This is a genomic window from Citrobacter sp. JUb117 (assembly GCF_024809055.1).
Lineage (GTDB): Bacteria > Pseudomonadota > Gammaproteobacteria > Enterobacterales > Enterobacteriaceae > Citrobacter > Citrobacter gillenii.
Genome location: NZ_JANUFB010000001.1, coordinates 350277 through 362016, shown reverse-complemented (window position 1 = coordinate 362016; position 11740 = coordinate 350277). Strand labels below are relative to the sequence as shown.

The 11740-nt window shown below is 53.5% G+C and carries 11 protein-coding genes, 1 tRNA gene and 1 pseudogene; 9 read left to right on the top strand and 4 right to left on the bottom strand.

Annotated features, from left to right (window positions below; translation table 11 throughout):
- Positions 1 to 121: 121 nt before the first annotated feature.
- Positions 122 to 616 (bottom strand): leucine-responsive transcriptional regulator Lrp, encoded by a 495-nt coding sequence (gene lrp, locus M2374_RS01730; protein ID WP_000228473.1) that lies wholly within the window; start codon positions 614 to 616, stop codon positions 122 to 124.
- Positions 617 to 1199: 583 nt separating this feature from the next.
- Between lrp and trxB the strand changes: the two genes are divergently transcribed.
- The 6 genes and pseudogenes from trxB (at position 1200) to infA (ending at position 7023) form a co-directional block, all read left to right on the top strand.
- On the top strand, positions 1200 to 2168 hold the full coding sequence (gene trxB / locus M2374_RS01725; protein WP_096757696.1) for a thioredoxin-disulfide reductase: 969 nt from the start codon (positions 1200 to 1202) through the stop codon (positions 2166 to 2168).
- Between the two features lie 114 nt (positions 2169 to 2282).
- Positions 2283 to 4049, top strand: a complete 1767-nt coding sequence (locus M2374_RS01720; RefSeq protein WP_137362367.1) for a heme ABC transporter permease/ATP-binding protein CydD — start codon at positions 2283 to 2285, stop codon at positions 4047 to 4049.
- Positions 4050 to 5771 carry a heme ABC transporter ATP-binding protein/permease CydC gene (locus M2374_RS01715; RefSeq protein ID WP_096757698.1) on the top strand — a complete coding sequence of 574 codons (1722 nt, stop codon included), beginning with the start codon at positions 4050 to 4052 and terminating at the stop codon, positions 5769 to 5771.
- A gap of 43 nt (positions 5772 to 5814) precedes the next feature.
- Entirely contained in the window at positions 5815 to 6519 is a 705-nt protein-coding gene (gene aat, locus M2374_RS01710) for a leucyl/phenylalanyl-tRNA--protein transferase (protein ID WP_096757699.1), read from the top strand.
- Positions 6520 to 6877: pseudogene (locus M2374_RS01705) on the top strand (hypothetical protein). It begins immediately after the preceding gene.
- Positions 6805 to 7023, top strand: a complete 219-nt coding sequence (infA, locus tag M2374_RS01700) for a translation initiation factor IF-1 (RefSeq protein WP_002211347.1) — start codon at positions 6805 to 6807, stop codon at positions 7021 to 7023. Before M2374_RS01705 ends, infA begins: the two are co-directional and overlap by 73 nt.
- A 78-nt stretch (positions 7024 to 7101) precedes the next feature.
- Here infA and M2374_RS01695 read toward each other — a convergent pair whose 3' ends face one another.
- Positions 7102 to 8013, bottom strand: a complete 912-nt coding sequence (locus tag M2374_RS01695) for a LysR family transcriptional regulator (protein ID WP_181688327.1) — start codon at positions 8011 to 8013, stop codon at positions 7102 to 7104.
- Between the two features lie 108 nt (positions 8014 to 8121).
- Here M2374_RS01695 and M2374_RS01690 point away from each other — a divergent pair, with 108 nt between their 5' ends.
- The 3 genes from M2374_RS01690 to M2374_RS01680 all read left to right on the top strand — a co-directional run bounded on the left by M2374_RS01690 (position 8122) and on the right by M2374_RS01680 (position 9912).
- Positions 8122 to 8982, top strand: a complete 861-nt coding sequence (locus M2374_RS01690; RefSeq protein WP_181688328.1) for a pirin family protein — start codon at positions 8122 to 8124, stop codon at positions 8980 to 8982.
- Between the two features lie 16 nt (positions 8983 to 8998).
- A complete protein-coding gene (locus tag M2374_RS01685) occupies positions 8999 to 9676 on the top strand; it encodes an isochorismatase family protein (RefSeq protein ID WP_181688329.1) in 678 nt (225 codons plus the stop codon).
- A 148-nt stretch (positions 9677 to 9824) separates the two neighbouring features.
- Positions 9825 to 9912 (top strand) — tRNA-Ser (locus M2374_RS01680).
- A 137-nt stretch (positions 9913 to 10049) separates the two neighbouring features.
- On the opposite strand, the gene rlmC is transcribed toward M2374_RS01680, so the two are convergent.
- Complete coding sequence (gene rlmC / locus M2374_RS01675; RefSeq protein ID WP_181688330.1) at positions 10050 to 11177, bottom strand: 23S rRNA (uracil(747)-C(5))-methyltransferase RlmC; 1128 nt, start codon at positions 11175 to 11177, stop codon at positions 10050 to 10052.
- Between the two features lie 40 nt (positions 11178 to 11217).
- Entirely contained in the window at positions 11218 to 11727 is a 510-nt protein-coding gene (locus M2374_RS01670) for a YbjO family protein (protein ID WP_096757704.1), read from the bottom strand.
- Positions 11728 to 11740 lie beyond the last annotated feature (13 nt).

Genomic DNA, 11740 nt, shown 5'->3' with positions numbered 1-11740 from the left:
GGTTTCGGGCTTTTCCTGCCCGATGCTAAAACGGACAACAGCACCGGGTTGCCCCGGCACTGTTGCTGTATGGATTAACAGGAGTGTAATCAAACTACGTCGATTTTGCACCTGTTCCGTGTTAGCGCGTCTTAATTACCAGACGATTGCTCTGTTTAACTTCTTCCATTACCACGTAAGTACGTGTGTCATTCACGCCAGGCAGACGCAGCAGGGTTTCCCCCAATAGCTTGCGGTATGCTGACATATCCGGTACGCGTGTTTTCAGCAGGTAGTCGAAATCACCGGAAACCAAATGACACTCTTGAATTTCTTCAAGTTTTTGCACTGCAGTGTTGAACTGCTCAAAGACATCCGGTGCGCCACGATTCAGAGTAATCTCAACAAAAACCAGAAGTGATGCATCCAGATAATGCGGGTTTAACAGCGCCGTATAGCCCTGAATAAATCCCTGTCTTTCTAACCGACGCACACGCTCAAGGCAGGGCGTTGGTGAAAGTCCCACTCGTTTAGAAAGCTCGACGTTAGAAATACGCCCATCCTTTTGCAGCTCATTAAGAATGTTACGATCGATACGGTCGAGATCTTTGCCAGGGCGCTTCTTACTATCTACCATTATTATTGTCTCTCTGTATTCCTTCCCTACTCCTGCCTGACCCTTCTAACATCACTGTTCAGAGTCGCTACCCATCACAATACCCGAAACCCAGAGGGATTTACGGTGTGAAATGTCTGGGTTTATGGTGAGAAGACCGTTGCCTGTCGGCGGCTATCGACATCACGAATGGCATCTGTCCACACCATGCGTAGATTTCGCTAACTCGGTAAACATGGTATCTGGATGCATGATTATGCAGCACACACACGACACAGTTTTTTTCTTCCTTGAATGTTTTCGCAAAACAGCAGGGGATTGTCAAAGCAAAACATCGATTTTTAGTACAACATGCCAGTTATTCATTGGGAGTGATGGAAAATCGTCATTTTATCGCCTTATAACTGGCCGATTTTAAGTAGAAATCGTTATGTCCCGTCATACTTCATGTTACCTGTGCGTTGGTTGACGTCCTTGCCGCCTGTCTGGCCGATCATCGGCTCCCGCTATTGCACAAATTGTTAACAAAATTGCCATACTCTTTTTTTACGCCTGCAAATTCCCTACAATCCAGTCATTGCCTGCCAACAACTATGGGGATCTCATGGGCACGACCAAACACAGTAAACTTCTTATTCTGGGTTCAGGCCCTGCCGGGTATACCGCTGCGGTCTATGCTGCACGCGCAAACCTGCAACCGGTACTGATTACCGGTATGGAAAAAGGGGGTCAGTTGACCACGACGACGGAAGTCGAAAACTGGCCTGGCGACCCGCACGATCTTACGGGCCCACTGCTGATGGAACGTATGCATGAGCATGCGACAAAATTTGAGACGGAAATCATTTTTGATCACATCAGCAAGGTTGATCTGCAGAACCGTCCGTTCCGTCTGACCGGCGACAGCGGCGAGTACACCTGCGATGCGTTGATTATCGCCACCGGCGCTTCCGCTCGCTACCTTGGCTTACCGTCTGAAGAAGCGTTTAAAGGTCGCGGTGTTTCTGCCTGTGCGACCTGTGACGGTTTCTTCTATCGCAACCAGAAGGTAGCGGTTATCGGCGGTGGCAACACGGCTGTAGAAGAAGCGTTGTATCTGGCGAATATCGCCTCTGAAGTGCATTTGATTCACCGTCGCGACAGCTTCCGTGCAGAAAAAATCCTTATCAAGCGCCTGATGGATAAAGTCGAAAACGGCAACATCGTGCTGCACACGCACCGTACGCTGGAAGAAGTGACCGGCGATCAGATGGGCGTCACTGGACTGCGTCTGCGTGATACCCAAAACACCGATAACGTCGAGTCTCTGGACGTTGCAGGACTGTTTGTCGCCATTGGTCACAGCCCGAACACCGCGATTTTTGAAGGCCAGCTTGAGCTGGAAAACGGCTACATCAAGGTTCAGTCCGGCATTCACGGTAATGCGACGCAAACCAGCATTCCAGGCGTGTTCGCGGCCGGTGACGTGATGGACCATATTTATCGCCAGGCGATTACCTCTGCAGGTACGGGTTGTATGGCAGCCCTTGATGCAGAGCGTTATCTCGACGGTCTGGCTGACGCCTGCAAATAAGTTTTACAAATCAGTAACAAAAGTAAAAAAGGCGACTATCAGTCGCCTTTATTTTTGCCCCGTTGTAACATTGTCCTGCCTAAAAATTCCTATAACTCACCTGCTAAGCGAGCAATGAATAAAACCCGTCAAAAAGAGCTAACACGCTGGTTAAAACAGCAAAGTGTCATTTCCCAGCGTTGGCTGAATATTTCACGCCTGTTAGGCTTCGTCAGCGGCCTGTTAATTGTCGCTCAGGCCTGGCTCCTGGCACGCATTCTTGATCACATGATCATGGATAATATTCCCCGCGAAGCCCTTCTGCTCCCTTTCATCGTATTAGTGCTGATTTTCATCCTGCGTGCATGGGTGGTCTGGCTACGTGAGCGGGTCGGTTTTCACGCGGGACAGCACATTCGTTTTGAAATTCGCCGTCAGGTTCTGGACCGTCTGCAACAGGCAGGCCCCGCGTGGATCCAGGGTAAACCAGCCGGAAGTTGGGCCACGTTGGTGCTCGAGCAGATTGACGATATGCATGATTACTACGCGCGTTATCTGCCGCAAATGGCGCTTGCCGTCTGCGTCCCCATTTTGATTGTCGCGGCCATTTTCCCGTCTAACTGGATAGCTGCCCTTATCCTGCTTGGCACTGCACCGCTAATCCCCATGTTTATGGCAATGGTCGGTATGGGCGCTGCTGATGCTAACCGACGTAACTTTCAGGCGCTAGCCCGACTCAGCGGTCATTTCCTCGACCGCTTGCGTGGTATGGAAACGTTAAGAATATTTGGTCGCGGCGAAGCGGAAACAGAAAGCATTCGTGCGGCATCACAAGATTTTCGCCAGCGCACCATGGAAGTTCTGCGCCTCGCGTTCCTCTCCTCCGGCGTACTGGAATTTTTCACCTCGCTGTCCATCGCGCTGGTGGCGGTTTACTTTGGCTTCTCGTACCTCGGCGAACTCAACTTCGGCCACTATGGCGTTGGTGTTACCTTAGCCTCTGGATTCCTGGCACTGATTCTTGCGCCTGAGTTTTTCCAGCCCTTACGCGATCTGGGCACGTTTTATCATGCCAAAGCCCAGGCCGTCGGTGCCGCAGACAGCCTGAAAACGTTCATGGAAACGCCGCTGGCGCATCCTGAACGTGGCGACATTGAGCTGGCCGTAAAAGAGCCGGTTTCGATTACCGCAGAAGATCTGGTTATCACCTCCCCGGAAGGTAAAGTGCTTGCTGGTCCACTTAACTTCTCGCTGCCAGCCGGTCAGCGCGCGGTACTGGTGGGACGTAGCGGCTCCGGTAAGAGCTCGCTGCTGAATGCCCTTTCTGGTTTTCTCTCGTACCAGGGTTCGCTGCGAATTAATGGTTTTGAGCTTCGCTCCCTGGCTCCTGACTCCTGGCGAAAACAGCTGTCGTGGGTAGGACAGAACCCACAGCTTCCTGCCCCAACGTTGCGCGATAATGTGCTGCTGGCACGTCCAGATGCCAGTGAGCAACAGCTTCAGGCCGCGCTCGACAGCGCCTGGGTAAGTGAGTTTTTACCCCTGCTGCCTCAGGGCGTGGATACCCCGGTCGGCGATCAGGCCGCCCGACTTTCCGTCGGGCAAGCGCAGCGCGTTGCCGTCGCCCGCGCCTTGCTCAATCCGTGTCAGCTAATGCTACTGGACGAACCCGCCGCTAGCCTCGATGCGCACAGCGAGCAGCGCGTCATGCAGGCGCTGAATGCAGCATCACGCCGCCAGACCACGCTGATGGTCACGCACCAGCTTGAAGACCTTACCGAGTGGGATGCCATTTGGGTCATGCAGGACGGACAGATCGTCGAGCAAGGCACTTATGCTCAACTGAGCGCAGCCAACGGGGCTTTTGCAACACTGCTGGCTCACCGTCAGGAGGACATCTAAATGCGCGCTTTGCTACCTTATCTGACGCTGTATAAACGTCATAAATGGATGTTAACGCTGGGAATTATTCTGGCGATCATCACGCTATTAGCCAGTATCGGCTTGCTGACACTTTCCGGTTGGTTCCTCTCCGCTTCCGCGGTGGTTGGCGTCACCGGGATTTACAGTTTTAACTATATGCTCCCCGCTGCCGGCGTGCGCGGTGCGGCGATCACCCGTACCGCAGGTCGTTATTTCGAGCGACTGGTCAGTCACGACGCGACATTCCGCGTGTTGCAGCACCTGCGTATTTATACATTTAGTAAGCTGCTGCCACTCTCTCCGGCGGGTCTGGCCCGTTATGGCCAGGGTGAACTGCTTAACCGCATCGTTGCGGATGTCGATACGCTTGATCACCTTTATCTGCGCGTCATCTCTCCGCTGGTTGGGGCATTTGTCGTGATTATGGTGGTGACGCTGGGTCTGAGCGTTCTCGATCTCACGCTGGCCATCACCCTCGGTGGCATCATGCTGCTGACCTTGTTTATTTTGCCTCCGCTGTTTTATCAGGCCGGAAAACGCACCGGGCAAAACCTGACGCACCTGCGCGGGCAATATCGCCAACAGCTGACATCCTGGCTGCAGGGCCAGGCCGAGCTGACCATTTTTGGCGCAAGTGTTCGCTATCGAGCACAAATGGAAGCCACAGAGTTACAGTGGCACGAAGCTCAGCGTCGCCAGTCCGAATTAACGGCGCTGTCTCAGGCCCTAATGCTGCTGATTGGCGCACTGGCCGTCATCGTGATGCTCTGGATGGCCTCGGGCGGCGTGGGAGGCAATACCCAGCCAGGTGCGCTGATTGCGCTGTTTGTGTTCTGCGCACTGGCCGCATTTGAAGCCCTGGCCCCGGTAACGGGTGCATTTCAGCACCTCGGTCAGGTGATCGCCTCTGCCCTGCGCATTACAGAACTGACGGAACAAAAACCGGAAGTCACTTTCCCCGACGCAGGATCGACAGTTTCTGAGCCGATTACCCTCACGCTGCGCGACGTTTGTTTCAGCTACCCGGGCCAGGCGCAAAATGCGCTGGATACCCTCTCCCTGCAAGCAAAACCCGGCGAGCATGTTGCGATTCTCGGCCGCACCGGCTGTGGAAAGTCCACCCTGCTACAACTGCTGACCCGCGCCTGGAACCCGCAACACGGTGAAATTTTGTTTAACGACCGCCCGATTTCAACTCTGAGTGAGTCAACGCTGCGTCAAAGCATCAGCGTCGTGCCGCAACGTGTGCACCTTTTTAGCGCCACATTACGCGACAACCTGCTGCTGGCCGCGCCGCAGGCCAGTGATGACGCATTATCCGAAATACTGTGCCGCGTTGGTCTGGAAAAACTGCTGGAAGATGATGGTCTCAACGCCTGGTTAGGTGAAGGGGGTCGTCAGCTTTCCGGCGGCGAACTCCGCCGTCTGGCAATCGCTCGCGCGGTACTCCACGATGCCCCGCTGATGCTGCTGGATGAACCTACCGAAGGACTGGACGCTACCACCGAAAGCCAAATGCTTGAATTGATTAGTGATGTCATGCGAGATAAAACGGTATTGATGGTGACGCATCGCCTGCGCGGGCTATCGCGTTTTAATCAAATAATAGTGATGGACAACGGACACATTATTGAGCAAGGTAATCACGCAGATCTGTTAGCCAGGCAGGGGCGTTATTACCAGTTTAAGCAACGTCTGTAAGCTATTATTGAACGATCGACTCGCGTAGTGGAGTTTCGCTGTCATGCGCCTGGTGCAACTGTCCCGCAATTCTATCGCCTTCCCGTCACCGGAAGGCGCGTTACGCGAACCTAACGGTTTGTTAGCGCTGGGTGGCGATCTCAGCCCTGCCCGTCTGCTTATGGCGTACCAGCGCGGTATTTTTCCGTGGTTTTCTCCTGGCGACCCAATCCTTTGGTGGTCGCCCGATCCGCGCGCCATTTTGTGGCCTGAGACATTTCATCTTAGCCGTAGCATGAAGCGTTTTCATAAACACTCACCTTATCGTGTCACGTTAAATTACGCCTTTGGTCAGGTGATTGAAGGTTGTGCCAATGACCGCGAAGAAGGGACCTGGATAACGCGTGATATTGTTGACGCTTACCACCGCCTGCATGAATTGGGGCACGCGCATTCCATTGAAGTGTGGCGGCACAATGAATTAGTCGGTGGTATGTACGGCGTTTCGCAAGGCACGCTCTTCTGCGGTGAATCAATGTTCAGTCGTCAGGAAAATGCCTCAAAAACCGCGTTGCTTGTTTTTTGCGCTGAATTTAGCCAGCAGGGTGGGAAGTTAATTGACTGTCAGGTGTTAAATGGACATACAGCGTCGCTGGGCGCCGTCGAAACGCCGCGTCGGGAGTACCTTGAACACTTGAGCAGACTGCGCCAGCAGCGGTTACCCAGCCATTTTTGGGTACCCCGGACGTTATTTTTACCTCAGGAGTGAATGTTTTCGGCACATTTTTTGTCGGGGTGTTATAATTGCGTCGCAGAGTTGGTTTAGCCCATTACCCCGCCGCCGTTAAGGAACAGTTCGCGTCAGGCAACGCCTATCGTTTATCTCATCGTTCCCTTACACGTTGCGCTTTAAGTGCGGCTTTGCCGTGTGTGGATAGAGTAATGCGCCAAACTTGATTTGCTGTATTTTAATCGCGCAAATCTTTACTTATTAAAAGAACTTCGGCATTATCTTGCCGGTTCAAATTACGGTAGTGATACCCCAGAGGATTAGATGGCCAAAGAAGACAATATTGAAATGCAGGGTACCGTTCTCGATACGTTACCTAATACCATGTTCCGCGTAGAGTTAGAAAACGGTCACGTGGTTACTGCACACATCTCCGGTAAAATGCGTAAAAACTATATCCGCATCCTGACGGGAGACAAAGTGACTGTTGAACTGACCCCGTACGACCTGAGCAAAGGCCGCATTGTCTTCCGTAGTCGCTGATTTTTTTCACGCCAGACTGGCGTCCAGATAATAAAAGGTCGGTATATCCGGCCTTTTTTGTGGGCCAAATTTGAGGCTTTAGTCCTCAATCATGCGTGCATATTCTTCCGTCAGGAAATCCACTAATGCGCGCACCGAGGGCAATAACCCCCTACGCGATGGAAAGACCGCGTGAATAATCTCCCGCCTCGGTTCCCAGCCATCCAGCAATGCCACCAGCTCCCCTGCGGCTAATTGATCCTTGACCATTAACTGCGGGAGTTGCACCACGCCTACCCCGGCAACCGCGGCCTCGCGCAGCGCCAGCATATCTGTGGTGATCATACGCGGCGTAAAATGCACTTCCGCGCGGGCCCCCTGTGGGCCAAACAACTCCCAACGATGAACATGTTTCCCCGCTGCCAGACTCAGCCCGGGCCAACGGGTCAGCTCTGCTGGGGCGTGTAATGTCCCCATCTGCTCAACCAATCGCGGACTGGCATACAGCCGGTGCCCCCTGTCAGCAAGCACCCGCATGACCAAATCACTGTCTTCAAAAGGACGAGGTCGGACGCGAATCGCCACATCCAGACCTTCTCCGACGACGTCAACGCGGCGATTCGTGGCTTCAAGCTGTACTGCGACATCCGGATAACGCGCCATGAACCGGGCCAGCATGGGGCCGATATGGACATGCAACAGCGTCACCGGGCACGTCAGTTTAACAATGCCACGTGGCTCAACCTGCAACGCCGCAATGGCATCCTGTGCCGCCTGTGCCTCCACCAACATCGCCTTACAGTGTTCGTAAAAGGTCTGCCCGACCTCCGTGACATTAAACTGCCGGGTTGTTCGCTGAATCAAACGCACCCCCAGTCTCTCCTCCAGTTGCGCAATACGCCGACTGAGTTTGGATTTGGGCTCATCAAGCGCACGGCCTGCCGCTGCGAATCCTCCCTCTTCGACAACATGCACAAACCATGCGAAATCATTGAGATCCAGCTTCGTCATCTTATTGTCCTATTAATGAGACGGTGAGGACTATTTTAGCCACTACTCAGCTCGCTGTCATGGATATAAGCTTATTCACATCAAGATAACGCCACTGAGGAGATACATATGAAACACGTAACAGGCGTCTATACCGCACCTCGCCCACACTGGGTTGGCGATGGATTTCCAGTTCGCTCGATGTTCTCTTACCAGTCTCATGCTGAGCAGCTCAGTCCGTTCCTGCTGCTGGATTACGCGGGTCCGCATACCTTTACACCGGGTAATGAAAAGCGCGGCGTCGGTGAGCACCCGCACCGTGGTTTTGAAACGGTGACCATTGTTTACAGCGGTGAAGTTGAGCATCGCGACTCAACCGGGCGCGGCGGCATTATCGGTCCAGGCGATGTGCAGTGGATGACAGCAGGGGCCGGGATTTTACACGAAGAATTTCATTCGCCGGAATTTACCCGTAAGGGCGGCGAGCTGGAAATGGTCCAGCTGTGGGTCAACCTGCCAGCCAAAGACAAAATGACCGTGCCGGGTTATCAGGGCATCAGCAGCGACGTTATTCCCACCGTCGACCTGCCAGATGACGCAGGTACCGTGCGCGTGATTGCGGGCAGCTATCAGGGCACGAAGGGCCCCGCGCATACCTTCTCACCGTTAAATGTGTGGGACATGCGCCTGCAAAGTAATCGCCCGGTCACGCTGTCCCAACCGGAAGGATGGAGCACTGCGCTGGTGGTGCTGAAAGGCACGATCACCATCAACGGTGCCACCTCCGCGGGTGAGGCGCAGCTGGTGGTATTAAGCCAGCAGGGTAAAACCCTACATATCGAGGCCAGTAGCGACGCCAGCGTGCTGCTGCTGTCAGGCGAACCGTTAAATGAACCCATTGTCGGTTACGGTCCGTTTGTGATGAACACAAAACAAGAGATCGCCGAAGCCGTACGCGATTTCAACTCCGGCCGTTTTGGCCAAATCTAAAGCGAAGGAGAATACGATGTCCAGTCCTGCAAATTTTAATGGTTCACGCCCGGTTATCGACGTAGATGATGCCGTGATGCTGCTTATCGATCACCAGAGCGGTCTTTTTCAGACCGTCGGTGATATGCCAATGCCCGAACTGCGTGCCCGTGCCGCTGCGCTGGCAAAAATAGCCACCCTGGCGAAGATGCCGGTGATCACCACCGCCTCCGTTCCACAGGGACCCAACGGCCCGTTGATTCCGGAAATCCACGCCAATGCGCCCCATGCTCAGTACGTGGCGCGCAAAGGCGAGATCAACGCCTGGGATAACGAAGACTTTGTTAAAGCCGTCAAAGCAACAGGTCGTAAAACGCTGATTATCGCCGGTACCATTACCAGCGTTTGCATGGCTTTCCCGGCCATCAGCGCGGTAGAGGAAGGGTATAAAGTGTTTGCCGTCATTGACGCTTCCGGCACTTACAGCAAGATGGCGCAGGAAATCACGTTGGCGCGAGTGGTACAGGCAGGCGTGGTGCCAATGGATACCGCAGCCGTTGCGTCTGAAATACAGCGGACCTGGAACCGGGAAGATGCCGCTGAATGGGCGGAAGTGTATACCAAAATCTTCCCAGCCTATCAGCTGCTGATCGAAAGCTACAGCAAGGCTCAGGAAGTCGTCACCAACGGTGAAAAACTGGACTCTCAGCGCTAATCATGTTCTCTGCGCCTGTCCGGGCGCAGAATATGTCTATTGTGTAACCAAACGAGAGTGAAGACGTAAATTCTGCTTGACCGTTTTAGCGCAACTCCCTATAGTAGCGCCCCGTTGCCCCCCAAGCGGTCAGGCAGCAATACAATACGGTGAGGTGTCCGAGTGGCTGAAGGAGCACGCCTGGAAAGTGTGTATACGGCAACGTATCGAGGGTTCGAACCCCTCTCTCACCGCCACATTTGAGAAAGAGCTCGTACGCAAGTACGGGCTTTTTTTTCGTCTATTGCATTTACCGAATGCGGCCAACAACCCGCATCCATCCTTAGACCTGACAAGCGAAGCGTCATCAGGTGTTCCCTGCGAAGAAAAGAAACTATTGTCGGCTGAGCAGCGTCAATACTTCATAGTGCGCGGTGTGCGGGAACATATCGAAAAGTTGAACCCGTTCTATGCGATAGCCTGGCAGCTCGCCAATATCCTTCGCCATGCTTTGCGCATTACAGCTGGAGTAGATGATAAACGGCGGTGCCATGTTGGAAAGATAATCACACAGGGGTTTACCAATGCCCCGACGCGGCGGATTCACCAGCACCAGATCCGGAACGTCTTCCTGTGCCGTCGCGAATTGGGTCGAATCGAGCGCTTGAAAGTGCAGATTCTGTAACCCCAACGTCTGCGCAGATTGTTTCGCACAGGCGATCGCCTCTGGTGCGATCTCGATACCCGTCAGTTTCATCTGCGGCGTAGCGCAATGCAGGCCAAAACCGCCAACACCACAAAACAGATCCCACATATGGTTGACCGAAAGCTGACGCACCCAATCGCGAGCCGTGGCATACAAACGCTCAGCCACTACCGGGTTGGTTTGAAAGAAACTCTGCGGGCGGATCCACAGCGGTACATCATTAAAACGTTCAGCCAGCGCCTGCTGCTCCGTCAGGAAGATTTCTGTCTCCCCTTCCATAATCGCCATATGCACCGGCTGGATATTGACCGTTATCACCTTTAACTGCGGTAACTGCGCCTGCAGCCACGGCAACGCCGCGCGCAGTTGGCTCAGCTTGGCCTCTGAGCGTAAGACAAAACGCAGCATCATACCGCCATCAAACTGGCTTTCCGTTAACAGCACATATTTCAGTTCGCCCCGCTTACGCGCTACGTTGTAAGGCGTCAACCCGGCACGGGCGATAAAGGGTTTTAGTGCGGCAAATACCGGCGCAAATGAGGCAGGATAAAGCGGACAGTAGCACAAATCTTCAGGTGTACCGTCACGATGCAGCATGCCCAACAGCGGTTTTTCCACGCTACCGCTCACCACCATTTTGGCTTTATTACGAAAAGCGCTCTCCGGGCCAACGACGGGCGCGCACCACTCCCCGACCGAATAGTCGGCAAGAAGAGTCTGGAGATCGGCCATTTTTGCACGGAGTTGATCGCCAACAGGCTGTGTTATCCACTGACAGGAACGACAGCGATCGGCGTCATAAAGAGCGCACTGCATAAGAAAACCTTCAAATTAACCGGGGCGAAGATTATACACATTATTGCAGACGGAAGAACCGTCGACTGGATGCCGGAACAAACAGCAACAACAGCACCAGCATATCCGGTAATTTCTGCATCACCAGCGTGCGAAAAATTTCACGCTTCGATTCACCCGCAATACTGAACAGCTCGGGATAACCATAACCTAACGATGCCGCCCACAAATAACCGGAGGCCACCACCTGGGTAAACAGATAAATCCAGCGCGCCCAGTTACGTCCTTTGACCAATGAAAAGGCACAGTAAATTTCGATAAACACCAGTATCAGACTGCTTAAAAACACCAGCGTTAAATTCCAGGTCTGCACGCTACGCTGGATAAATGCCATTGTCCCGCTCACACCCAACGTATTGAAAATCATCAACAGATCGAGGCCGCGGATCATAATAATAGCGAGCGCCGCCACCTGCACTAAAGCAGGAACGTTTAAGCGAGCATGTGATGTGGATGATTTCTTAAAAAATCCCAACGCGTCGTCTTCCGTGAAAACGGTGCAGCGCCACATGCTGCACCGAGTA

Excerpts from the sequence above, each read along its gene's own strand:
- lrp (WP_000228473.1), bottom strand. The coding sequence starts at position 616 with ATGGTAGATAGTAAGAAGCGCCCTGGCAAAGATCTCGACCGTATCGAT.
- trxB (WP_096757696.1), top strand. The coding sequence starts at position 1,200 with ATGGGCACGACCAAACACAGTAAACTTCTTATTCTGGGTTCAGGCCCT.
- M2374_RS01720 (WP_137362367.1), top strand. The coding sequence starts at position 2,283 with ATGAATAAAACCCGTCAAAAAGAGCTAACACGCTGGTTAAAACAGCAA.
- M2374_RS01715 (WP_096757698.1), top strand. The coding sequence starts at position 4,050 with ATGCGCGCTTTGCTACCTTATCTGACGCTGTATAAACGTCATAAATGG.
- aat (WP_096757699.1), top strand. The coding sequence starts at position 5,815 with ATGCGCCTGGTGCAACTGTCCCGCAATTCTATCGCCTTCCCGTCACCG.
- infA (WP_002211347.1), top strand. The coding sequence starts at position 6,805 with ATGGCCAAAGAAGACAATATTGAAATGCAGGGTACCGTTCTCGATACG.
- M2374_RS01695 (WP_181688327.1), bottom strand. The coding sequence starts at position 8,013 with ATGACGAAGCTGGATCTCAATGATTTCGCATGGTTTGTGCATGTTGTC.
- M2374_RS01690 (WP_181688328.1), top strand. The coding sequence starts at position 8,122 with ATGAAACACGTAACAGGCGTCTATACCGCACCTCGCCCACACTGGGTT.
- M2374_RS01685 (WP_181688329.1), top strand. The coding sequence starts at position 8,999 with ATGTCCAGTCCTGCAAATTTTAATGGTTCACGCCCGGTTATCGACGTA.
- rlmC (WP_181688330.1), bottom strand. The coding sequence starts at position 11,177 with ATGCAGTGCGCTCTTTATGACGCCGATCGCTGTCGTTCCTGTCAGTGG.
- M2374_RS01670 (WP_096757704.1), bottom strand. The coding sequence starts at position 11,727 with ATGTGGCGCTGCACCGTTTTCACGGAAGACGACGCGTTGGGATTTTTT.